This window comes from Tomitella fengzijianii, from assembly GCF_007559025.1.
Lineage (GTDB): Bacteria > Actinomycetota > Actinomycetes > Mycobacteriales > Mycobacteriaceae > Tomitella > Tomitella fengzijianii.
Genome location: NZ_CP041765.1, coordinates 1,971,939 through 1,995,549, shown reverse-complemented (window position 1 = coordinate 1,995,549; position 23,611 = coordinate 1,971,939). Strand labels below are relative to the sequence as shown.

Sequence of the window (23,611 nt, the reverse complement as noted above, 5' to 3'; positions counted from 1 at the left end):
CCTGGAGCCGTGCCGGATCCCACCACCTACCGCCCCGCCCCGGGCACCATCCCCACCGAGCCCGGCGTCTACCGGTTCCGCGACCCCGACGGCCGCGTCATCTACGTCGGCAAGGCGAAGAACCTCCGCAACAGGCTGAGCAACTACTTCGCCGACCTCACCACGCTGCATCCGCGGACGCGGCGCATGGTGACCACCGCCGGATCCGTCGAGTGGACGGTCGTGGGCACGGAGGTCGAGGCGCTGCAGCTCGAGTACAACTGGATCAAGCAGTTCGACCCCCGCTTCAACGTGCGGTACCGCGACGACAAGACCTATCCGATGCTGGCGGTGAGCGTGGGGGAGGAGATCCCCCGCCTGTTCGTCTATCGGGGGCCGCGCCGCAAGGGGGTCCGGTACTTCGGCCCGTACTCGCACGCCTGGGCCATCCGCGAGACCCTCGACCAGCTGCTCCGCGTCTTCCCCGCCCGCACCTGCACCGCCGGCGTGCTCAAGCGGCATCAGCAACTGGGCCGCCCCTGCCTTCTCGGGTACATCGGCAAGTGCTCGGCGCCCTGCGTGGGCAGGGTGTCGGTGGACGAGCACCGCGCGATCGTCGACGACTTCTGCGACTTCCTGGCGGGCCGCACCACGCGTCTGCTCAAGCAGGTCGAGCGCAAGATGCTCGCGGCCTCGGAAGAGCTCGACTTCGAGCGTGCCGCACGCCTGCGCGACGACCTCGGCGCGCTGCACAAGGCGCTGGAGAAGCAGTCGGTGGTGCTCGGCGACGGCACCGACGCGGACGTCGTCGCCTTCGCCTACGACGACCTCGAGGTGGCGGTGCAGGTGTTCCACGTGCGCGACGGCCGCGTGCGCGGGCAGCGCGGCTGGGTGGTGGAGCGCGTGGAGAACGCCGAGGCCCCCGAACTCGTCGAGCAGTTCCTCACCCAGTTCTACGGCGGCGAGAACGACCAGGCCCGACGCTCCGGTCTGGACGACTCGGACGCGCGCAGCGTGGTGCCGCGTCAGATCCTCGTCCCCGAGATGCCGACGGACGCCGAGCAGCTGTCCGCCTGGCTCGGGGGGATGCGCGGGTCGGCCGTGCGCATCCGGGTTCCGCAGCGCGGCGACAAGAAGGACCTGGCCGAGACGGTCCGGCGCAACGCGGAGCAGGCCCTCGCGTTGCACAAGCTCAAGCGCGCCGGCGACCTCACCACGCGCAGCGCCGCGCTCCAGGGCATCCAGGACGCCCTGGACCTCGACGACGCCCCCCTGCGGATCGAATGCGTCGACATCAGCCACGTGCAGGGGACCGACGTCGTCGCCTCGCTGGTGGTCTTCGAGGACGGGCTCGCGAAGAAGTCCGACTACCGCCACTATGCGATCAAGGAGGCGGCCGGCGAGGGGCACTCGGACGACGTCGCGAGCATCGCCGAGGTGACGCGGAGGCGATTCAAGCGGCACCGCGCCGACACGCCGATCTCCGCGGACGCGGCGGATCCCGGTGAGCCCGTGCCGGCCGACGGATCCGGGCAGGCGACGGACCAGGCCGCGGCGGAGTCCGCCGGCGATGGCGCGGACGGCGGCGACCTGGCGCCGGAGGCCGCCATCGACCCGGCCACCGGCCGTCCCCGCCGTTTCGCCTACCCGCCGAACCTCTACCTGGTCGACGGCGGCGCCCCGCAGGTGGCCGCCGCGGCCGAGGTGCTGGACGAACTCGGCGTCACCGACGTCGCCCTGGCCGGCCTGGCCAAACGCCTCGAGGAGGTGTGGCTGCCCGGCGACGACGAGCCGGTGATCCTGCCACGCGGCAGCGATGCGCTGTACCTGCTGCAGCGTGTACGTGACGAGGCGCACCGGTTCGCGATCAGCTTTCACCGGAGCAAGAGGTCGCGCCGGATGACCGCCTCGGCACTCGACTCTATCCCGGGTCTCGGCGAGGTGCGGCGTACCGCACTGGTACGCCATTTCGGGTCGCTCGCACGACTGCGAGAGGCTACCGTTGACGAAATGACGCAGGTGCCGGGTATCGGCGCGGGCACCGCCCGGATCATCGTCGATCACCTCCATGGACAGTCGGCCGCCGATGACGGCACCGATGAAGGCGTCGCCGACGGGACTACAGGACAGACAGGTGAAACCGCCCAGTGAGTGACGCGACGCCCGCCGCAGATCCCGCCGCAGGCATTTCCGGGGCACCGGACCCCGGGGCAGCAGCCGCCCCCGGCGGCCCGCGCGCCCTCGGCGAGCGCCCCGCCACCGCGATCGACGTGCTGCTGGTCACCGGCCTGTCCGGCGCCGGCCGCAGCACGGCCGCCAAGCTCCTCGAGGACCTCGGTTGGTACGTGGCGGACAACGTGCCGCCGCAGCTGGTCCCCACTCTGGTGGACTACGGCCTGAGCGAGGGGACGCGCATCGAGCGGCTCGCCGTGGTGGTCGATGTCCGCAGCAAGACCTTCTCGGGCGACCTGGCCGCCGTAGGCGACGAGGTGGTCCGTCGCGGGGGAGCGCCGCGGATCCTGTTCCTCGACGCCTCGGACCACGTGCTGGTGCGCCGCTTCGAGCAGGTGCGGCGGGGCCACCCCCTGCAGCGCTCGGGCACGCTCGCGGAGGCGATCGCGGCGGAACGCGCCATGCTCGCCACGCTGCGCATGTCCGCGGACGTCGTCATCGACACTTCGTCGTCGTCGGTGCAGCGCTTCCGGGAGAAGATGGAGACGCTGTTCGGCGGTTCCGAGCCGCGTGCCGTCCGCGTGACCGTCCAATCGTTCGGCTTCAAGTACGGCCTGCCCACCGACGCCGACATGGTGGCGGACGTGCGGTTCCTGTCCAACCCCTTCTGGGTGGAGGAGCTGCGCGGCCTGACCGGGCGCGACGCCGCCGTCAGCGAGTACGTGCTGGCGGAGCAGGGCGCCTCGGAGTTCCTGCGCACATACAGCCGGCTGGTGCAGCTGACCATCGACGGCTATCAGCGCGAGGGCAAGTTCTACGTCACCACCGCCATCGGGTGCACCGGGGGCAAGCACCGGAGCGTGGCCATGTCGGAGGCGCTGGGCGCGCTGCTGGCCGAGAATCCCGCGCTGGGCGTGGGCGTGGTGCACCGCGATCTGGGGCGCGAATGAACCGCGTCCCACGCGGCCCGTCGGTGGTGGCCCTCGGCGGCGGCCATGGCCTGTTCGCCACGCTCACCGCAGTGCGCCGCTTCAGCGACGATGTGACGGCGGTGGTCACCGTCGCCGACGACGGCGGCTCGTCCGGGCGGATCCGCTCGGAACTCGACATCATCCCGCCGGGCGACCTGCGCATGGCGCTGGCCGCGCTCGCCGCGCCCGACGAGCGCGGCGGACTGTGGACGGAGCTGCTGCAGCACCGGTTCCGCGGCAACGGCGCGCTGGCCGGGCACTCCGTGGGCAACCTGGTGCTGGCCGGCCTCACCGAGCTGCTGGAGGATCCGGTCGCCGCGCTCGCGGAGCTGGCGGGGGTGCTGGGGGTCCAGGGCGCGGTGCTGCCCATGGCGCAGGTGCCGCTGGAGATCGCCGCCGAGGTCACTGGCCTGGAGGACGATCCCCGCGTGGTGCGGACGATCCGCGGGCAGGTCGCCGTGGCCACGACCCCCGGGCGGGTGCGGCGGGTGCGTCTGCTCCCGGGCGACCCGCCGGCGGTTCCCGCGGCGATCCGCGCGATCCAGGAGGCCGACGTCCTCGTGCTGGGCCCGGGGTCCTGGTTCACCAGCGTGATCCCGCACCTGCTGGTGCCCGAGCTCTACGATGCACTGCAGCGGTCGTCCGCGCGCAAGGTGGTGGTGCTCAACCTGGCCGCCGAGCCGGGCGAGACCGCGGGGTTCTCCACCGAGCGTCATCTGCAGGTGCTGGCGCAGCATGCGCCGGACTTCCGGGCGGACGTCGTGCTGGCGGACGCGGCGGCCGTCCGCGCGCGGGGGGAGCGCGACAACGTCGGCCGGGCCGCGGACAGGTTCGGCGCGCGCGTCCACTACCGGGAGTTGTCCGTGCCGGGAACGTTCACCCACGACCCCGAGCGGCTCGCCGAGGCGCTCGCCGGTTTCGCCGGCGTCGCCCTGCCCGAGCCGGGCCGACCACGTTCGGAACACACGCTGCACGTCGCCGGTCCGGAGCGGACCGCGGCCGGAACGGAAGGGGATTGACGCATCGTGGCGATGACAGCCGATGTCAAAGATGAGCTCGCACGGGTGGTGGTGACCCACACCAGCGCCCGGCGCGCAGAGGTCGCGTCGCTTCTGCGCTTCGCCGGCGGACTGCACATCGTCGGCGGCCAGGTGGTGGTCGAGGCGGAGGTGGATCTGGGCGCCACGGCCCGTCGCCTGCGCAAGGACATCCACGACCTCTACGGCTATTCCTGCGAGGTGCACGTGCTCAGCCCCGGCGGGCTGCACAAGTCCGGCCGGTACGTGGTGCGCGTCGCGCGCGACGGCGAGGGGCTGGCCCGGCAGACCGGCTTGCTGGACAACCGCGGCCGACCCGTGCGCGGGCTGCCGACGCAGGTCGTCGGCGGCAGCGTGCTCGATGCGGAGGCCGCGTGGCGCGGCGCCTTCCTCGCCCACGGTTCGTTGACGGAACCGGGCCGCTCGTCGGCGCTGGAGGTCGGCGCGCCGGGGCCGGAGGCCGCGCTGGCGCTCGTCGGCGCGGCGCGGCGCCTGGGGGTGCCCGCCAAGGCCCGGGAGGTGCGCGGCGCCGACCGCGTGGTGGTGCGCGACGGCGAAGCCATCGGCGTGCTGCTCACACGGATGGGCGTCAACGAGGTGCGCATGGTCTGGGAGGAACGCCGGATGCGCCGGGAGGTGCGCGCCACCGCCAACCGGCTCGCCAACTTCGACGACGCGAACCTCCGCCGCTCGGCCCGGGCGGCCGTGGCCGCCGCGGTGCGCGTCGGACGCGCACTCGAGATCCTCGGCGACGAGGTGCCGGCGCATCTGGCCGAGGCAGGCGAACTGCGCGTCAAGCATCGGCAGGCCTCGCTCGAGGAACTCGGGCAGCTGGCCGAGCCGGAGATGACCAAGGACGCCGTCGCCGGCCGGATCCGCCGGCTGCTGTCGATGGCGGACCGCAAGGCCGCGCAGCTCGGTATCCCGGACACCGAGTCCGCGGTGACCCCCGAGCTGCTCGATGAGGCTTGAATGGGGGCGCTACGGGGTGCGACGCGGGTAGTGGCGATGCTTGATCGGACCGCCGAGGGCGACCGACTAGGATCGATCCGAGCGCACTGAGCTTCCCCGGCGGGGCGCGCCGCGCCCGGGGTGTATCGCAAGACCGACCGAAGAAGATCTCGGCCGAGCGGCCGCCGACGGCGCCCGATACGGCTATGTAAGGAGCGAACAGTGACTGTCCGGGTAGGCATCAACGGCTTCGGCCGCATCGGCCGCAACTTCTTCCGCGCCGTTGAGGCACAGCGAGCCAAGGGCGACACGAGCATCGAGGTGGTCGCGGTCAACGACCTCACCGACCCCGCCGTCCTCACCCACCTGCTCAAGTACGACTCGATCCTGGGCCGCTTCCCCGAGCCCGTCGCGCTCGAGGGCGACGAGATCGTCGTGGGCACCCGGCGCATCAAGGCCTTCGCCATCAAGGAGGGCCCTGCGGCCATCCCGTGGGGCGACCTCGACGTCGACGTGGTCGTGGAGTCCACCGGCATCTTCACCGACGGCGACAAGGCCCGCGGCCACCTGCAGAGCGGCCCCAAGAAGGTCATCATCTCCGCGCCCGCCAAGGGCGAGGACCTCACCGTCGTCATGGGCGTGAACGACGACAAGTACGACGGCACGCAGACGATCATCTCGAACGCCTCGTGCACCACCAACTGCCTCGGCCCCATCGCGAAGGTCCTCGACGACTCGTTCGGCATCGAAAAGGGCCTGATGACCACCGTGCACGCCTACACGCAGGACCAGAACCTGCAGGACGGCCCGCACAAGGACCTGCGCCGCGCCCGCGCCGCCGCCGTCAACGTGGTGCCCACCGGCACCGGCGCCGCCAAGGCCATCGGCCTGGTCCTCCCGCAGCTGCAGGGCAAGCTGGACGGCTACGCGCTGCGCGTGCCGATCCCCACCGGTTCGGTCACCGACCTCACCGTCAACGTCCGCAAGACCGCGTCGATCGACGAGGTCAACGCGGCGATGAAGGCCGCGGCCGAGGGGCCGATGGCCGGCGTGCTCAAGTACAGCACCGATCCCATCGTCTCGTCGGACATCGTCACCGACCCGCACTCGAGCGTCTTCGACGCCCCGCTGACGAAGGTCATCGACGACCAGATCAAGGTCGTCAGCTGGTACGACAACGAGTGGGGCTACTCGAACCGGCTCGTGGACCTCGTCGACCTCGTCGGCAAGTCGCTCTGATCCGGGAGGGCGCTGCGGCGATGACTGTCAAGACACTGCAGGACCTGCTGGACGCAGGCGTGCAGGGGCGCACCGTCCTGGTGCGTTCCGACCTCAACGTGCCGCTGGACGGCACCACGATCACCGACGCCGGGCGCATCGACGCCTCGGTGCCCACCCTGTCCGCTCTGGCGGACGCGGGGGCCAAGGTGATCGTGATGGCGCACCTCGGCCGGCCCAAGGGCGCCGTCGACTCGTCGCTGTCGCTGGCCCCGGTGGCCGCGAGGCTCAGCGACGCGCTCGACAGGTACGTCCAGCTGGCGGCCGACGTGGTGGGCATCGACGCGCAGGCGCGCGCCGAGGGGCTCACCGACGGCGACGTGATGCTGCTGGAGAATATCCGGTTCGATCCGCGGGAGACCAGCAAGGACGCGGCCGAGCGCGAGGCGCTCGCCGGCGAGCTCGCCGCCCTCACGGGCGACGACGGCGCATTCGTGTCCGACGGATTCGGCGTCGTGCACCGCGAGCAGGCGTCGGTCTACGACGTCGCGAAGCTGCTTCCGCACTACGCGGGCACGCTCGTGGCGGCCGAGGTCGACGTGCTGCGCACCATCACCGAAGGGGCCGAGCGGCCCAACGCGGTGGTGCTCGGCGGCTCCAAGGTCTCCGACAAGCTCGCGGTGATCGAGGCGCTGGCGCCCAAGGTCGACACCCTGGTGATCGGCGGCGGAATGTGCTTCACGTTCCTGGCGGCCCAGGGGATGCCCGTGGGATCCTCGCTCCTGCAGGAGGAGATGGTCGATACCTGCAAGGACCTGCTGGACCGCTTCGCGGACGTCATCCACCTGCCGTGCGACATCGTCGTCGCGGACGGGTTCGCGGCGGACGCCGAGGCCGAGACGGTTCCGGCGGGCGCCATCCCGGACGGCTGGATGGGCCTGGACATCGGCGCGGAGTCGATCTCCCGGTTCTCCGCGGTGCTGCGGGCGGCCCGCACGGTGTTCTGGAACGGCCCCATGGGCGTCTTCGAGTTCGAACGGTTCTCCGCCGGCACGCGCGGCGTCGCCGAGGCGATCATCGAGGCCACCGCGGACGGCGCATTCAGCGTGGTCGGCGGCGGCGACTCGGCGGCCGCGGTACGCACGCTCGGCCTGGCCGAGGACGGATTCAGCCACATATCGACGGGCGGCGGCGCCTCCCTGGAGTATCTGGAGGGCAAGGAGCTTCCCGGCCTTGCCGTGCTCGAGGCCCCCGCACCGGATTCCGCAGAAGGGTAGGGACGTCATGGCACGCACGCCGCTCATCGCCGGCAACTGGAAGATGAACCTCAACCATCTCGAGGCCATCGCGCTGGTGCAGAAGATCTCCTTCTCACTGCCGGCGAAGTACTTCGAGAAGGTCGACGTCGCGGTCATTCCGCCGTTCACCGACATCCGCAGCGTGCAGACGCTGGTGGAAGGGGACAAGCTCCTTCTCACCTACGGGGCGCAGGACGTCTCGGTGCACGCCTCGGGCGCATACACCGGCGAGGTCAGCGGAGCCATGCTGGCCAAGCTGGGGTGCACCTACGTGGTCGTCGGGCACTCCGAGCGGCGCTCGATGCACGACGAGGACGATGCGACCGTGGCGCAGAAGGCCGCCGCCGCGCTCGGGCACGGCCTCACGCCGATCGTCTGTGTGGGCGAGGGGCTCGAGATCCGCGAGGCGGGCGGGCACGTGGACCATTGCGTCTCGCAGGTCCGCGGGTCGCTCGCCGGCCTGTCCGCCGAGCAGATCGCGCAGTGCGTGATCGCGTACGAGCCGGTCTGGGCCATCGGCACCGGCCGGGTGGCCACGCCCGAGGACGCCCAGGAGGTGTGCTCCGCCGTCCGCAAGGCGGTGGCGGAGCTGGCCTCCGAAGAGGTCGCGGCGGGTCTGCGCATCCTCTACGGCGGCTCGGTCAACGCGAAGAACGTCGGGGAAATCACGGCCAAGGACGACGTCGACGGCGCGCTCGTCGGCGGCGCGTCGCTCAAGGCCGACGAGTTCGCGACCTTGTGCGCCATCGCCGCGGGCGGCCCGCTTCCGTGACAGGACCGTGCGCCGGGCCGGGGAGCGGTGACGTGCTCCGCGGCCCGGCGCACGGCCGGTCGCGGCCCGGCGGGTAGCATCACGCTCGACGCGGCTGCACCGCCCGTATCATGACCGGCCGTATCATGACCGCCCGTATCATGACCGGCCGTATCATGACCGGCCGTCTCCTGCACCGCACCACCGCTTGTGACCCACCGCCTGTGACCTCGACGCCAGAAGGGCAGCACTGAAGCGCACATGGAACTGTTCCTGCAAATCCTTGTCATCGTGACCAGCATCCTGCTGTGCGTGCTGATCCTGCTGCACAGGGCCAAGGGCGGCGGCCTGTCCACCCTGTTCGGCGGTGGCATGGCGTCCAACCTGTCCGGGTCGACGGTGGCGGAGAAGAACCTCAACCGCTTCACGGTGATCACCGCACTGATCTGGTTCGTTTCGATCATCGGCATCGGCCTGGTGGTCAAGTACCAGTAGCCGGGCCCCGCACGCCGGCCCCGGGACCGCTTCCACGCGGTTCCGGGGCCGGCGTCGTATCTGTCGCCGTACACCGTCGCGCGGGCGCGGCCGCCCGGCCCGGACGGTTGGGGTTCCGGTAGTAACCGTGCGGAAAACAACGACAATGGCTTGACCTGCGGTGATGTCGGGTTTACGGTTCGGGCTGCGGGGCGTGGTGATTGGGTTGGCTGCCGATGAGGTTGGTCGGTGTGCTGGAGGTCGGGTTTCGTGGCGGTGCAGGTGTTCGCGGACGAGGAGTTGGTGCGTCTGCGGGAGTTTCCGGATATCAGCCGCGAGGAGTTGTTCCGGTTCTTCACGCTCGCCCCGGCCGATATCGCGTTCCTCACCCCAGGCCGTGGGCGCGGCCCGGCCGAGCGGCTGGGCTTGTCGGTGGCGCTGTGTGCGCTGCCGTGGTTGGGGTTCGTTCCGGACAAGGTGGCCGCCGCGCCTGCGGTGGCGGTGGCTCGTCTGGCGGAGCAGCTGAAAGTCGATGCGTCGCTGATCCGTTCGTACGGCAAGCGGGCACAGACGCGCACCGAGCATCTGCGGTTGGCGGCGCAGTATCTGGGCTGGCGGTCCTCGGGCGTGATGGAGCTCAAGGAGCTCGACGAGTTCTTGTTGGCGCGGGCCATGGAACACGATTCGCCGACCCTGTTGTTCCGGCTGGGATGTGAGTACCTGCTCTCGGCGCGGGTGATCCGGCCCAGTCCCGACACTGTCGTTCGTCGTGTCGTGCACGCTCGTGAGCAGGCGCAACGGGAGACCTACGATCGGCTCGCGCACCAGTTGACTTCGCAGCGGTGTGAGGAGTTGGACGGCTTGCTGGTCACCGATTCCTCGATCCGGATGTCGCGGTTGCGTGGCTGTCGACCGGCCCGGTGGAGGCGTCGGCGTCGGCGGTGCGCAACGAGGTCGAGAAGCTGGGGTTTGTGCGTGGCCTCGGCGCGGACACCCTGGACATGTCGGTGCTTCCGGCGGAGCGCCGCCGGTTTCTGGCGACACTGGGCCGCCGCCTGACCGGGCAAGCCCTGGAGCGGCGTGATCCGCAGCGTCGGTATCCGATCTTGTTGACGGTGTTGGCGCAGTCGGCCGCTGATGTGCTCGATGAGGTGGTGGCGCTGTTCGACCAATCGCTGTCGGCGAAGTTCAGTGCCGCTGAGACCCGGATGCTCGCCGAACTGGCCGAGCGTGGCAAGACCGGGGAAGACCGCCAAGCACTGCTTGATGAGCTCCTGGCGATCATCATCGACCCGCAGATCCCCGACGAGGACGTTGGTGGGTTGATCCGGGGCGAGGGCATCGGGTGGGAGCGCTTGCGGGCGGCGAAAGCGCAGGCCAAACCGCGGCTGCCGCGCGATCACGGGCACCTGGCCGCCCTCGATACCTCGTATTCGTATCTGCGGAAGTTCACTCCGGCGGTGTTGTCGGCGGTGCGCTTCGCCGGTGGCACCACCGCAACCGAGCTTCTGATCGCCGTGGACATGCTGCGCGAGCTGAACGCGACCGGGCGCCGCAAGGTGTTCGACGACGCACCGACAGGGTTCGTTCCGACCAAGTGGCGCGGCTACCTCGACTCCGCGCGCAAGACCGGGAACACCGTGGCCTACCGGCACTATTGGGAACTGTGTGTGCTGCTCGGCTTGCGGGACGGGCTGCGCACCGGGGATGTGTTCGTGCCCGGGTCGCGCCGCTATGCCGACCCGGCCGCCTACCTGCTCACCGCGGCGCAGTGGGAGACCCAACGCACCGAATTCTGCCGCTTGGTCGGCAAACCGGCCGATCCGGCGCGTGCGCTGGCCGCGCTCACCGACGAGTGGGGTGAGGCGGTCGGCGAACTGGAGCAGGCGCTCGCCGCCGGTGACGGTCCGGTGCGCCTGGACGAAGACGGTGATCTGGTGATCTCACCGCTGACCGCCGAGGACATCCCGTCCGAGGCGATCGCGTTGAAGGCCGAGCTGACCGAGATGCTGCCGTTCGCACCGATCGTGTCCCTGCTGATCGAGCTGGACAAACGCACCGGCTACCTGGACTGCTTCACCCACGCGGAGGGAAAACAAACCCGCACACCGGAACTCAAACGCAACCTCATCGCGATACTGCTGGCCGGTGCCACCAATCTCGGCCTGACCCGGATGGCCGACGCGACGGGCATCTCCTACGACATCCTGTCCTGGACGCAGGAGTGGTATGTGCGGGAGGAGACGCTGCGGGCGGCGAACCTGGCGATCATCGGCTACCACCAGCGACTGCCGTTGACCAGCATTTTCGGTGCCGGGACACTGTCGTCCTCGGACGGGCAGCGGTTCCCGACGCGCGGAAAACTCACCACCGCCCGCACGGTGCCGCAATTCTTCGCTGACCAGGGATTGTCGACCAATACCCACGTCACTGATCAGCACACCACCTACGGCACCAAGATCATCGTCACCACCCGCCGGGAAGCGCATTACGTGCTGGACGAAATCCTGGGCAACGCAACGGATCTGCCGATCACCGAGCACGCGACGGATACTCATGGTGTCACCCTCGTCAACTTTGCGCTGTTCGATCTGCTCGGGATGCAGCTTTCCCCGCGCATCCGGGACCTGGGCAAGATCACCCTCTACCGGCCGGGGCCGCGCGCCGAGGCCGAAGCGCGGTTCCCGCACGCGGGACCGTTGCTGACCCGCAAGTTGAATCTGGACCTGATCGCCGAGAACTACGACGACCTGTTGCGGCTGGCCGGGTCGTTGAAGTTCGGGCACGCCACCGCGTCGCTGCTGGTCGGCAAGCTCTCGGCGTCGGGTCGCCAGAACGCCCTCGCCGCGGCGCTGAAGGAGTACGGCGCGATGCGCCGTACCGTCTACGCGGCCCGGTATCTGTCGGATCCGGACTATCGGCGCAAGATCTCGCGCCAGCTCAACAAGGGCGAGTCCATCCACGCCCTCAAACGCGGCCTCATCTACGCCCACGAAGGTGCCTTCCGCGCGCGGCATCTGGAAGCCCTGACCGGACAGGCGTGGTGCCTCACCCTCGCCACGAACGCGGTGATCGCCTGGACGACCGAGTATTTCGGGCTCGCGGTCGAGCAGATGCGCCGTCAAGGTCGCCGCATCGACGACGATGTCCTGGCCCACATCAGCCCGGCCCACAGCGAGAACATCAATTTCTTCGGCGCGATCGAGGTCGATATCGACGCCGAACTCGCCGCACTCGGTCCGACCGGGTACCGGCCGCTGCGTGTGCGCGACACGCTGTTCTGATCAGGCTGGTTGCATAAGGGCTGCGAGGTCGGCGGGTACCGGCATGGGCTCGCGCAGGCCGACGGCGGCACGGCCGGTGTTGCCTTCGGGATAACGGCCGCTCAGGGATGCGGGGGCGGCCGCGATGATGCGCACGACTTGACCGAGGGCTTCGCGGCGCTCGCGCTGCCGTAGGGCCAGGGTAAACATGGCAACATGGTTACGGGTGTGCAGCCACGGATCCGGTTGGGACAGGATGTGGGCGGCTTCGAGGTGCGCCCACCGCTGGGCGGGGTCGTTCGCGGTTTTTCCCGCGTGCATCTCCTGGTCGTAACGGGCGCGGGCCGGGCGCGGAATTCGGGACATCGCAAAGCCTTTCGATCGAAGGGGGTTCAGTCGCAGCAGTCGCAGGCGTGAGCGTCGGACCGGTCGGTGCCCATGACACCGAGAGCGGCCGGTGAGGGACAGCACGTGTCCCCGCGCCAGGCGTTGATACCTTCGCGGAGCGCGATCGCGGCGATGACGAGGGCGGCGATCGGGTCGGCCCATGACCAGCCGAACAGGCTGTTGAGCAGCAGACCGGCGAGCAGCATCGCCGAGAGGTAGGTGCACAGCAGGGTCTGTTTGGAGTCGGCGACCGCCGAGGCGGAGCCGAGTTCGCGTCCGGCGCGGCGCTGCGCGGCCGACAGCACCGGCATGACCGCCAGGCTGACCGCAGCCAGGGTGATCCCGATCGGCGAGTGCTGGGCTTCAGCGACGCCGAGCAGGCCGCGAATCGAGTCGATGGTGACGTAGGCGGCGAGGGCGAAGAAGGAGAACGCGATGATCCGCAGCGCGATCTTCTCGCGCTTCTCTGGATCACGGCCGGCGAACTGCCAGGCGACCGCCGCAGCGGAGGACACCTCGATCACCGAGTCCAGGCCGAATCCGATCAGCGCGGTCGAGGACACCCGCGCGCCCTCGGTCAGGGCGATGATCGCCTCGATGACGTTGTAGGTGATGGTCGCGGCGACGAACCAGCGGATCCGGCGTGACAGCAACGCCTTGCGCTCAGGCGACGGTCCCGACGGGGTGACGGCCGAGGGCAGCGGCGGCATTCCCAATGGCGCCGACATCAGCAGCACTCCTCGGTGTCGGTGGCTGGGCAGCAGGCCGGGTCGACCGCGAGCACCAGGCCGAGAAGGTCGTCCAGCGCGTGCCCGATGCGGCGATCGGCGAGCTCGTAACGGGAACGCCGGCCTTCCGGGACGGCGACGACCAGCCCGCACCCACGCAAGCAGGCCAGGTGATTGGACAGGATCTGGCGCGACACACCGATCGCCTCGGCCAGCTCCGAGGGATAGGCCGGCCCGGTGCGCAGGCTCAGCAAGATCTGGGTGCGGGTTGGATCCGACAACGCGTGCCCGAAGCGGGTCAGCGCGTCACGGTGCAACAAGGTTTCCACAACCCAGACAATACAGAGATTGATGTATTCATGGAACCATGAACTATCGCGGGAGCCGATCTCGGGCGGCGCGGTGTTCCGTAAGCCGATCGGCCAACGGAACACCGCGCCCGACCGGCTCCACCCAGCTCGCGGGTGTTCCGTAGAGGTGTTCCGCGAACTGTCCCGGTCAACCCCCGCTATCCGGAACAATCTCAGGAATGGGTGAACCGTTCCGCGTCGGATACTGCCGCTGCTCCACCGACGAACAAGACGTCGAGATCCAAACCGAGCAGCTCCTCGTGCTCGGAGTCCCGAACGAACAGATCTTCATCGACGAAGGCTTCTCCGGCACCACCCGCAAGAACCGGACCGGACTCGACAACGCGCTCGCCGCCGTCACCTCCGCCGCGGCGGCCGCCAACGGGCGGCAGGTAGTGCTCACCACGACCAAGTTCGACCGATTCGCCCGCAACATGGCCGAAGCCGGCGAGATCCTGGCCGGACTGCGTGAACGCGACGCGCTGTTCGGATTGGGCAGCTCGATCTACGACTGGCACGACCCGTTCGGCAAACTCTTCCTGCAAACCCTCGCCATGGTCGCCGAATTCGAAGCCAACCTGGGCCATCTACGCACCCGCGAGTGCATGGCCAAGGCCCGCGCGAAGGGCCGCCTCAAGGGCAAGCAGCCGAAACTCCCTCTCACAGCACGCAAAACGATCCACCGCCGCTACCACGACCCCACCGACGACGCGAGCCTTGCCGACCTCGCCGAGGAATACAGCGTCGGCCGCTCCACCATCCACCGCATCATCAGCGGCACCGCGCCACGGACGTAACCGCTGGTCAGGGCAACTTCGTTGTTCTTCGCGCGATTACTACCGGAACCCCCGGTTCTCAGAGCGCGGCGGCTGCCGCATCGTCGACGAACCAGACCGTCCTGTCCGATCCGGATGCGCCCGCGGCGGGGACGTCCGCCGCGGCCGCGCCGCCGAGCGCCGCCGCGGCCGCCTGCGCCTTGGCCTCCCCAGCGACGAGCAGCCACACCTCGCGCGATCGCCGCACCATCGGAAGAGTCAGCGTGATGCGGGTGGGAGGAGGTTTGGGGCAGTCGCGTACGGCCACCGCAGTGGCCGCGGACTCCGCGACCGCGGGGGAGTGCGGGAAGATCGAATTGATGTGGCCCTCGCCGCCCATGCCCAGCAGGTGCACGTCGAAAGCCTCGACCGGCTCCACGAGCTCGGCGTAACGGCGTGCGGCGGCGTCGACGTCCCCGGCGACGTCGCCGTCGTCGGCCGGCATCGGGTGGACCAGGGCCTCGTCCACGGGCACGTGCGCGAGCAGCGCTTCGTGGGCCTGGAGTGCGTTGCGGTCGCCGTCGTCCGCCGCCACGAACCTCTCGTCACCCCAGAAGAACTCGACTTTGGGCCAGTCGATGTCCGCGCCGCGCAGCGCGGCCAGCAGCCCGATTCCGGCACCGCCCCCGGTGAGCACCACGCGGGCGCGGCCCCGCCGCGCCACGGCCTCGGCGACGAGTGCGGTGAAGCGGGCGGCCGCGGCGGTCACGATGCCGTCCTGGTCTGCTCCCCGGACGATCTCTGTGGTCATCTCCAGCTCCCTCCCGCCCGCCAGGCGGGCGCGGATCCGGTGGTAGGTCGGCCGGCGGCCGTCAGGACTCGTAGGTGACGCGCGCCGTCCCCGCCAGCGCGTCCTCGTAGATCTCGTCGGGGTCGAGACGCCGCAGCTCCTCGGCGAGGCAGTCCCACTCGTGCCGGTGTGCCAGGGCCACCCGGCTGTCCCGCTCGCCCGGCCGGCTCAGCACGGCGACGGTCTCCGAGACGCGCAACAGCGAGACGGTGGCGTCGGCCGCGTGCAACGCGACGCCCTCGGCGCCGTCCCGCCGTGTGACGGGCACGTCGAGCGCGGTCGCCAGCCACCCGGCCAACAGGTCGGCGGACGGGTCGGCCGCAGGCCCGGTCACCTCGGCGCGGTCGATCGGCGAGAACTCGGGGTGCTCGACGGCCGTCGCCAGCAGGGCACGCCACGGGGTGATGGCGGGCCAGGCAAGGTCCGTGTCGCCACTGGAGTAGCCCTTCCACCGCCGCTGCAGCAGCTCGCGCGGTGCCGCGGTGGACGGCCCGGTGATCCGGCGCAAGGCGATACGCCCCAGCGGATCCTCGCGCGGCACGTCCGGGCCGTTCCCGGGCCACCAGGTGACGATGGGGGTGTCCGGCAGCAGGAACGGGGTGACGACGCTGTCGCTGTGGGACGACAGGGCGCCGTGCAGCCGCAGGACCACCACCTCGGAGGCGCCCGCATCCGCCCCGACGCGGATCTGCGCGTCGAGCACAGTGCGTTCGGAACCGGCGTGGTGGACCACGACGATGATGCGGCACGGGTGTTCGCGGCTCGCCTCGTTGGCCGCCTCGATGGACCGTTCCGCGTCGGCATCGTCGCCGATTCCGACCACCAGCGTGAGCACGCGCCCCAGGGTGACGGCGCCGCCGGCCTCCCGGACCTCGTACAAGCGCTGGATGACGTTCTTCGTGGTGGTGTCGGGGAGATCCACGATCATGGTCGCCGCCACTCCCTTCCGGATCTGCGGAGCATGGCGTCCGCCGAAGTCGGCCCCCAGCCGCCGGACTCGTACGGTTCGGGGGCGCCGCCGGAAGCCCAGGCCTCGAGCGCGGGCTCGAGGATGGCCCAGGACATCTCCACCTCCTCGCCGACGGGGAACAGCGACGGTTCGCCGAGCAGCACGTCGAGGATGAGGCGTTCGTAGGCCTCGGGGGAGGAGACGGTGAACGCCTGGCCGTAGCTGAAGTCCATGTTGACGTCCCGGACCTCCATCGACGATCCGGGCACCTTGGAGCCGAAGCGGACCGTGATCCCCTCATCCGGTTGCACCCGGATCACCAACGCGTTCTGGCCCAGCTCCTCGGTCATCGTCGAGTCGAACGGCAGGTGCGGCGCGCGGGTGAACACCACGGCGATCTCGGTGACCCGCCGCCCCAGCCGCTTGCCCGTCCGCAGGTAGAACGGGACCCCCGCCCAGCGCCGCGAGTCCACCTCGAGGGTGATCGCGGCGAAGGTCTCCGTCGTGGACCCCTCGGCGAAGCCCTTCTCCTCCTGCAGGCCGCACACCTGCTCCGAGCCCTGCCATCCACGGGCGTACTGTCCGCGCGCCGTCGTCTCGGACAGCGGCGCCGCCAGCCGCGTGGCGGAGAGGACCTTGATCTTCTCCGCCTGGATGGCGCGCGGCTCGAAGCTCACCGGCTCCTCCATGGCGGTGAGCGCCAGGAGCTGCAGCAGGTGGTTCTGGATGACGTCGCGGGCCGCGCCTATGCCGTCGTAGTATCCGGCGCGGCCGCCCAGCCCGATGTCCTCTGCCATCGTGATCTGCACGTGGTCGACGTAGTGCGAGTTCCACAGCGGATCGAACAGCTGGTTGGCGAAGCGCAGCGCCAGGATGTTCTGGACGGTCTCCTTCCCCAGGTAGTGGTCGATGCGGAAGACGTTGCGTTCGTCGAACACCTCGGTGATCGCGCCGTTGAGCGCCCGGGCGGTCTCCAGGTCGTGGCCGAACGGCTTCTCGATCACCACGCGGCGCCAGTGGTCCCGCTCCGTAGGCGAGGCCCCGTCCGGGCGGCCGCCCGCGAGCAGCCCCGTTCCGCCGGCGGATCCGCTCGCGGACGCCCCGCCGCCGGAACCGTCCTCGGAGGGGACGACGCGTTCCTGCGCGAGACCGTGCGCGTCCAGGTGGCCGCACACGGACGGGAACGCCGCGGGCGGGATGGCCAGGTAGAACGCGTAGTTGCCGGCCGTGCCGCGTTCGGCGTCGAGCCCGGCGAGCGATTCCGCCAGGCGCCCGTAGGCGGCGTCCTCGTCGAATGCGCCGCCGACGAACCTGATGCCCTCGGCCAACCGCTCCCACACGGCTCGCTTGAAAGGGGCGCGCGTGCGCCCCTCGATGGAGTCGAGCACGAACTGCCGGAACTCGTCGTCGGTCCACTCGCGGCGGCCGAAGCCGACCAGGCCGAATCCCGGTGGGAGGAGACCGGCCGCGGCCAGGTCGTACACCGATGGCAGCAGCTTCTTGCGCGCAAGATCGCCGGTGACGCCGAAGATGACGAGGCTGCAGGGCCCCGCGATCCGGGGCAGGCGCCGGTCGCGGGGATCCCGGAGCGGATTATGCGGGGTGGCGGGCCCGGTGCCCGTGGTGGCCGAGCGCACCCGTCAGCGGGCGGACTCGAGCTGGGCGCTCACCGAGTCCATGAGCTCCGACCAGGACACGTCGAACTTCTGCACACCCTCACGCTCGAGTAGACCGAACACGTCGGCGAGGTCGATGCCCACGCCGGACAGCGCGTCGAACACCTCCTGCGACTCGGCGCCGCGTCCGCTCACCGCGTCACCCTCGACCTCGCCGTGGTCGGCGAACGCCTCGAGCGTCTTCTCCGGCATGGTGTTCACAGTGTCCGCGGCCACGAGACCGGTGACGTACAGGGTGTCGGGGTAGTCGGGGTTCTTCACGCCGGTGGAGGCCCAGAGGGGACGCTGGACGGTGCCGCCCTTGCCCACCAGCGCGTTCCACCGCTCGTTCGTGTCGGTGAAGACTTCCTCGAAAGCGGCGTACGCCAGCCGGGCGTTGGCCAGGCCGGCCTTGCCCTGCAGCGACTTGGCCTCCGCGGTGCCGACGGCGTCGAGGCGCTTGTCGATCTCGCTGTCCACGCGGGAGACGAAGAACGACGCGACGGAGTGGATGGACGCCAGGTCGTGGCCGGCGTCGGCGGCGGCCTCCAAGCCGGACAGGTAGGCGTCCATGACCTCCCGGTAGCGCTCCACGGAGAAGATCAGCGTGACGTTGACCGAAACGCCCTCGCCGATCACGCGGGCGATGGCCGGGACCCCGGCAGGCGTGGCCGGGATCTTGATCAGCAGGTTGGGGCGGTCCACCGTCTTCCACAAGTCCAGCGCCTGCGCCACGGTGCCGTCGGTGTCCGCGGCCAGCGTGGGATCCACCTCGATGGACACGCGCCCGTCGACGTGCCCGGAGGACTCGTACTGCTCACGCAGCACGTCGCAGGCGCGGCGGACGTCGTCCGTCGTGAGCTCGCGGATCGCATCCGCGGTGTCGCCGCCGCGAGCGGCGATCTGCGCGATCTGGGCGTCGTAGGCCGTCCCCTTCGACAGCGCGCCGGCGAAGATCGTCGGGTTGGTGGTGACGCCCACGACGCTGCGCGTCAGGGCGAGCTGCGCGAGGTTTCCGCTCTCGAGGCGGTCGCGCGAGAGGTCGTCGAGCCAGACCGACACCCCCGCGGCGCTGAGCTTGTTGAGACGTTCGTTGGTCGGCATGATGGGTCCTCCTCAGGCCTTGCCGTTGACGTTGTCGCCGGCCGCAGCGGTGATCGACCGCTCGGCCGCGGCCACCACCGCGTCGGCGGTCAGGCCGAACTCACGGAATAGGGTCTTGTAGTCGGCCGACGCCCCGAAATGCTCCAGCGACACGGCCTGGCCCGCGTCCCCGAGGATGGCGTGCCACGGCATGGCGATGCCCGCCTCGACGCTCACCCGCGCACGCACCGAGGGCGGGATCACCGCGTCGCGGTACTCGGCGGGCTGCTCGAGGAACCAGTCGAGGCACGGCATCGACACCACGCGGGCCGCGTGGCCCGCGGCCTCCAGTGCTTCCGCGGCGGTGACGGCGAGCTGGAGTTCAGAGCCGGTGGCGACGAGGACCACCTCGGGGACCTCCGCCGAGCCCGGCACCAGCACGTAGCCGCCCTTGGCGACGCCGTCCCGTGCGGCGGCGGCAGTGCCCTCGAAGACGGGGACGTTCTGGCGGGTCAGCGCCAGCGCCACGGGCCCGTCGCGATGCTCGATCGTGGCGCGCCAGGCCGCGGAGGTCTCGTTGGCGTCGCCCGGGCGCACGACGGCGAGCCCGGGGATGGCGCGCAACGCCGCCAGGTGCTCCACCGGCTGGTGGGTGGGGCCGTCCTCGCCCAGGCCGATCGAATCGTGCGTCCACACGTAGGTGACGGGCAGCCCCATCAGCGCGGCCAGGCGCACGGCCGGGCGCATGTAGTCGCTGAACACCAGGAACGTGCCGCCGTACGGGCGGGTGGGCCCGTGCAGCGCGATACCGTTCAGGATCGAACCCATCGCATGCTCGCGGATGCCGAAGTGCAGGGTCCGCCCGTACGGGTGGGCCGTGTAGACGGAGGTGCTGATGGCCTCGGGGCCGAACGAGTCCGCCCCGGAGATCGTGGTGTTGTTGCTGCCCGCGAGGTCGGCGGAGCCGCCCCAGAGCTCCGGCAGCACCGCGCCGAGCGCGCCCAGCGACTTCTCGGAGGCCTTGCGGGTGGCGACTCCGGCGTCATCGGCCTCCCAGGACGGCAGCGCCGCGTCCCAATCGGCGGGGAGCCGGCCGTCGGCGAGACGGTCGAACAGCTCCTTGCGCTCGGGCTCACGCGCGGACCAAGCGTCGAATCCCTGCCGCCAGGCTGCGTGCGCCGCCGCGCCGCGGTCGCGCACCGTGCGCGCGTGCTTGAGGACCTCGTCTGCCACCGAGAAGCTCTCGGACGGGTCGAAGCCCAGCGCCTCCTTGACCGCGGCGACCTCGTCCGCGCCGATGGCGGCGCCGTGGATCGCGCCCGTGTTCATCTTGTTCGGCGCGGGGTAGCCGATGATCGTGCGCAGCACGATGATCGACGGACGGTCGGTGACGGCCTTCGCCTCCTCGGCGGCGGCGAGGATCCCGGCGACGTTCTCGCCGCCCTCGACGCGCTGCACGTGCCAGCCGTAGGCCTCGTACCGCGCGGCTACGTCCTCGCCGAAGGCGATCGCGGTGTCGTCTTCGATGGAGATCTCGTTGTCGTCGTAGAAGACGACGAGGTTGCCCAGCTGCTGGGTGCCCGCGAGCGACGAGGCCTCCGAGGTGACCCCCTCCTGCAGGTCGCCGTCCGACGCGATCACCCAGACGTGATGGTCGAAGGGGCTCTCGCCCTCGGCGGCGTCGGGGTCGAACAGCCCGCGCTCACGGCGTGCGGCCATCGCCATCCCCACGGCGGACGCGAGGCCCTGGCCCAGCGGTCCGGTGGTGATCTCGACGCCCGCGGTGTGCCCGTGCTCCGGGTGCCCGGGAGTCAGGCTGCCCCAGGTGCGCAGCGCCTCGATGTCGGCCAGCTCCAGCCCGTATCCCGAGAAGAACAGCTGAATGTACTGGGTGAGGCTGCTGTGGCCGCAGGACAGGACGAACCGGTCGCGGCCCACCCAGCCGGGATCCGCCGGATCGTGGCGCATGATCCGCTGATACAGGGCGAAGGCGAGGGGTGCGAGGCTCATCGCGGTACCCGGGTGGCCGTTGCCGGTCTTCTGGACGGCGTCGACGGCCAGCACACGCGCGGTGTCCACGGCCTTCTCGTCGAGTTCGGACCAGTCCTCCGGCAGGACGGGGACGGTCAGGGCGCGGATCTCATCTGTAACCGACACGTGCGGATGACTCCTGGGTTCTCGGTTGGGACGTCTGCGGTACGGCACCGGCTGCCCGGGCTCGAGCCCCGAAGCCGGCACGCGGCCTGGCGCGACCGGAGACCGGTGTTCCCGGCCCCGCCTGCCACAGTAGTGCGCGCACAGATGCCGGTCGATTCCGCGTTCCGGCCACCGCCGCAGGGGCGGCCCGGCGGCGGTGGCCGGGTTGTGATCCACGGCTCGTCCGGGCCCGCGAGTTTCCGTTGCGCATGCCAGGCACTACCATGCTTTGTAGTAGACGTGCGCCGATGCCGATTCGGCCGCTCACGGATCCTCGTCGAAACCCCGTCCTCGTCGACTTTCCCCGCTCCAGAAGCGGGCGTTCCGCAGTGCGGACGACGTCGCCGCGGGATGATCGGGCGTGACGACGAGCAGCGGTCGGCCGTCGTCGGCGCTGCGTGGCGGCCGACATTGCGCGGGCGCCGCATCCCGGCCGGGCGAGAGCACTAGGAGAACGTGTGCGGACAGTGGATCAGGCCCATGGACGCGACAACACCGGCGTCCGAGGCGGCCAGGCCGCTCCCACGGGCCCCCGCGGGGCGCTGGACTCGGCGCCCCGGACCCTGCGCGGGCGGCTGGCGCGTGCCCGCGAGCTGTTCGGCGCATACCTCGCCCTGACCAAACCCCGCATCATCGAGCTGCTGCTCGTCGCGACCATCCCGGCGATGCTGCTCGCGGACCGCGGCGGACTGGATCTGCACGACGTCCTACTGATCCTCACCACGCTGTTCGGCGGGTTCCTGGGTGCGGCCAGCGCCAACACGCTCAACTGCGTGGTGGACGCGGACATCGACAAGGTCATGAAGCGCACGAAGAAGCGCCCCCTGGCCGCGGACACCGTCACCACGCGTCAGGCGCTCGTGTTCGGCCTCGCGCTGGGCGTGGCGTCGTTCGTGTGGCTGTGGCTGATGACCAACCTGCTCTCCGGGTTGCTGATCGTCGCCACCATCGCCTTCTACGTGCTCGTCTACACCAAGGTGCTCAAGCGCCGGACGCCGCAGAACGTGGTGTGGGGCGGCGCGGCCGGATGCATGCCGGTGATGATCGGCTGGTCCGCCGTCACCGGCACCATCGGCTGGCAGGCCGTGGTGATGTTCCTGATCATCTTCTTCTGGACGCCGCCGCACACCTGGGCGCTGGGCATGCGCTACCGGGAGGACTACGAGGCCGCCGGCGTGCCGATGCTCCCGGTCGTCGCGGAGCCGCAGGTGGTCACCTGGCGCATCGTGCTCTACACCGCTGCCACCGTGCTCACGACCTTCGCGCTGATCCCCGCGGCCGGGCTGCTCTACGCCATCGGCGCCGCGGTCATCGGCGCCTGGTTCCTGGGCATGGCGGTGCGTCTGCACAAGGGCGTCAAGAACGGCGCCGAGGTCCAGCCGCTCAAACTTTTCATCCTGTCGAACAACTACCTGGCCGCAGTGTTCCTCGTGCTCGCGGTGGATTCGATCCTGGATCTGCCCACCGTCGCCTCGCTCGTCGGCTAGCGTCGCCGGCCGTGCTGCGGTCGTCGGGGCGGGCGGTCAACCGGGCAGCAGCACGATCGAGCCGGTGGTGCGGCGCGCCTCCAGGTCCGTGTGCGCGCGCACGGCGTCATCCAGCGCATACCGCGCGGCCACCCGCACGTCCAGGTCGCCGTCGGCGATCGCCGCGAACACCGCGCCCGCCCGCCAATCGAGTTCGGCCCTGCCGGACACGTAGTGCGCGAGCGTCGGCCGGGTGAGGAACACGGACCCCGCCTCGTTGAGCCGCTGCGGATCGAACGGCGGCACCGCCCCGCTCGCCGCGCCGAACAACGCCACGGTGCCCCTCATGCGGACGCAGCACAGACTCTGGTCGAAGGTGGACAGGCCCACCCCGTCGTAGACGGCGTCCACTCCGGCGCCGTCGGTGAGATCGCGCACCTGCTCCGGCAGATCTGGTCCGTACCGCAGCACGTGGGCCGCCCCGGCGGCGCGGGAGAGCTCCGCCTTCTCGTCCGTGGACACCGTCGTGATGACCCGGATGCCCCGGGCGGCCGCCATCTGCGTCAGCAACAGTCCGACACCACCCGCACCCGCATGCATCAGCACGGAGTCGCCGCGGCGGGCCGGGTAGGTGGAGGTGATCAAGTAGTGCGCCGTCATGCCCTGGAGCAGCGCCGACGCCGCGACAGCGTCGTCGACGCCCGAGGGGACGTGGACGGCCACCGCCGCAGGGACCACCGCGTGCTGGGCATAGGTGTCCGTGCCGCTGGCCCACGCGACCCTGTCGCCCACGGCGAAGCCCTGCACCTCCGCGCCCACCTCCGTCACCCGCCCGGCGCCCTCGACGCCCGGGACGAACGGCAACGGGCGCGGGTAGGCCCCGGTGCGGAAGTAGGTGTCGATGTAGTTCACGCCCACCGCGTCGACCGCGACGGCGATCTCCGCGGGCCCCGGCCGCGGACTGGGCAGATCGGCGGGGCGCAGAACCTCCGGCCCGCCGTACTCGAGGATCTGAATTGCGCGCATGCTGCCGTTCTACACCGTTGCACCGGCAGCCGAGGCCGGGCGGGGGCGGGCC

19 protein-coding genes and 1 pseudogene are annotated in these 23,611 nt (G+C 70.5%); 11 read left to right on the top strand and 9 right to left on the bottom strand.

Features of this window, described 5'->3' with window-relative positions; all coding sequences use genetic code 11:
* Nucleotides 1-9 precede the first annotated feature (9 nt).
* The 9 genes and pseudogenes from uvrC to FO059_RS09020 all read left to right on the top strand — a co-directional run bounded on the left by uvrC (nt 10) and on the right by FO059_RS09020 (nt 12,135).
* Complete coding sequence (uvrC, locus tag FO059_RS09060; RefSeq protein ID WP_199257021.1) at nt 10-2,130, top strand: excinuclease ABC subunit UvrC; 2,121 nt, start codon at nt 10-12, stop codon at nt 2,128-2,130.
* Nucleotides 2,131-2,165: 35 nt separating this feature from the next.
* A complete protein-coding gene (rapZ, locus tag FO059_RS09055; RefSeq protein ID WP_143910602.1) occupies nt 2,166-3,101 on the top strand; it encodes an RNase adapter RapZ in 936 nt (311 codons plus the stop codon).
* Nucleotides 3,098-4,141, top strand: coding sequence for a gluconeogenesis factor YvcK family protein (locus FO059_RS09050; RefSeq protein WP_143908146.1), 1,044 nt, complete (start codon nt 3,098-3,100; stop codon nt 4,139-4,141). The genes rapZ and FO059_RS09050 overlap by 4 nt, the downstream gene beginning before the upstream one ends.
* Nucleotides 4,142-4,153: 12 nt before the next feature.
* Nucleotides 4,154-5,131 (top strand): DNA-binding protein WhiA, encoded by a 978-nt coding sequence (gene whiA, locus FO059_RS09045; protein ID WP_143910601.1) that lies wholly within the window; start codon nt 4,154-4,156, stop codon nt 5,129-5,131.
* 201 nt (nt 5,132-5,332) lie between these two features.
* Entirely contained in the window at nt 5,333-6,349 is a 1,017-nt protein-coding gene (gene gap / locus FO059_RS09040; RefSeq protein WP_143908144.1) for a type I glyceraldehyde-3-phosphate dehydrogenase, read from the top strand.
* A 20-nt stretch (nt 6,350-6,369) separates the two neighbouring features.
* Nucleotides 6,370-7,605 (top strand): phosphoglycerate kinase, encoded by a 1,236-nt coding sequence (locus FO059_RS09035; protein ID WP_143908142.1) that lies wholly within the window; start codon nt 6,370-6,372, stop codon nt 7,603-7,605.
* A 7-nt stretch (nt 7,606-7,612) separates the two neighbouring features.
* Nucleotides 7,613-8,398 (top strand): triose-phosphate isomerase, encoded by a 786-nt coding sequence (gene tpiA, locus FO059_RS09030; RefSeq protein ID WP_143908140.1) that lies wholly within the window; start codon nt 7,613-7,615, stop codon nt 8,396-8,398.
* Between the two features lie 240 nt (nt 8,399-8,638).
* Nucleotides 8,639-8,872: a preprotein translocase subunit SecG gene (gene secG / locus FO059_RS09025; RefSeq protein ID WP_143908138.1), complete on the top strand. Its 234-nt coding sequence runs from the start codon at nt 8,639-8,641 to the stop codon at nt 8,870-8,872.
* A 249-nt stretch (nt 8,873-9,121) separates the two neighbouring features.
* Nucleotides 9,122-12,135, top strand: a pseudogene (locus FO059_RS09020) (Tn3 family transposase).
* On the opposite strand, the gene FO059_RS09015 reads toward FO059_RS09020, so the two are convergent.
* From FO059_RS09015 to FO059_RS09005, 3 genes are read right to left on the bottom strand one after another with little or no spacing between them, the layout of a single operon-like run.
* Complete coding sequence (locus FO059_RS09015) at nt 12,136-12,480, bottom strand: DUF3703 domain-containing protein (protein ID WP_143908136.1); 345 nt, start codon at nt 12,478-12,480, stop codon at nt 12,136-12,138. It lies immediately after the preceding pseudogene.
* A gap of 26 nt (nt 12,481-12,506) precedes the next feature.
* Entirely contained in the window at nt 12,507-13,229 is a 723-nt protein-coding gene (locus tag FO059_RS09010; RefSeq protein WP_143908134.1) for a cation transporter, read from the bottom strand.
* Nucleotides 13,229-13,558, bottom strand: a complete 330-nt coding sequence (locus FO059_RS09005) for an ArsR/SmtB family transcription factor (RefSeq protein ID WP_143908132.1) — start codon at nt 13,556-13,558, stop codon at nt 13,229-13,231. Before FO059_RS09005 ends, FO059_RS09010 begins: the two co-directional genes overlap by 1 nt.
* Before the next feature lie 200 nt (nt 13,559-13,758).
* On the opposite strand from FO059_RS09005, the gene FO059_RS09000 reads away from it, so the two are divergent.
* Nucleotides 13,759-14,376, top strand: a complete 618-nt coding sequence (locus tag FO059_RS09000; RefSeq protein ID WP_143908129.1) for a recombinase family protein — start codon at nt 13,759-13,761, stop codon at nt 14,374-14,376.
* 58 nt (nt 14,377-14,434) lie between these two features.
* Here FO059_RS09000 and pgl read toward each other — a convergent pair whose 3' ends face one another.
* From pgl to tkt, 5 genes are all read right to left on the bottom strand, one after another.
* Nucleotides 14,435-15,145 (bottom strand): 6-phosphogluconolactonase, encoded by a 711-nt coding sequence (pgl, locus tag FO059_RS08995; RefSeq protein ID WP_143908127.1) that lies wholly within the window; start codon nt 15,143-15,145, stop codon nt 14,435-14,437.
* Nucleotides 15,146-15,206: 61 nt separating this feature from the next.
* On the bottom strand, nt 15,207-16,112 hold the full coding sequence (locus tag FO059_RS08990) for a glucose-6-phosphate dehydrogenase assembly protein OpcA (RefSeq protein ID WP_143908125.1): 906 nt from the start codon (nt 16,110-16,112) through the stop codon (nt 15,207-15,209).
* Nucleotides 16,109-17,770, bottom strand: a complete 1,662-nt coding sequence (gene zwf, locus FO059_RS08985) for a glucose-6-phosphate dehydrogenase (RefSeq protein WP_143908123.1) — start codon at nt 17,768-17,770, stop codon at nt 16,109-16,111. The genes FO059_RS08990 and zwf overlap by 4 nt, the downstream gene beginning before the upstream one ends.
* Nucleotides 17,771-17,773: 3 nt before the next feature.
* A complete protein-coding gene (gene tal / locus FO059_RS08980; RefSeq protein WP_143908121.1) occupies nt 17,774-18,892 on the bottom strand; it encodes a transaldolase in 1,119 nt (372 codons plus the stop codon).
* Between the two features lie 12 nt (nt 18,893-18,904).
* Entirely contained in the window at nt 18,905-21,028 is a 2,124-nt protein-coding gene (gene tkt, locus FO059_RS08975) for a transketolase (RefSeq protein ID WP_143908119.1), read from the bottom strand.
* A gap of 581 nt (nt 21,029-21,609) precedes the next feature.
* Between tkt and FO059_RS08970 the strand changes: the two genes are divergently transcribed.
* Complete coding sequence (locus FO059_RS08970; RefSeq protein ID WP_143910600.1) at nt 21,610-22,554, top strand: heme o synthase; 945 nt, start codon at nt 21,610-21,612, stop codon at nt 22,552-22,554.
* A 36-nt stretch (nt 22,555-22,590) separates the two neighbouring features.
* Here the strand turns inward: FO059_RS08970 and FO059_RS08965 are convergent, their stop codons facing one another.
* The gene (locus FO059_RS08965; RefSeq protein ID WP_143908118.1) at nt 22,591-23,559 is read right to left on the bottom strand and encodes a quinone oxidoreductase family protein; all 969 of its coding nucleotides are present in this window, start codon (nt 23,557-23,559) and stop codon (nt 22,591-22,593) included.
* Nucleotides 23,560-23,611 lie beyond the last annotated feature (52 nt).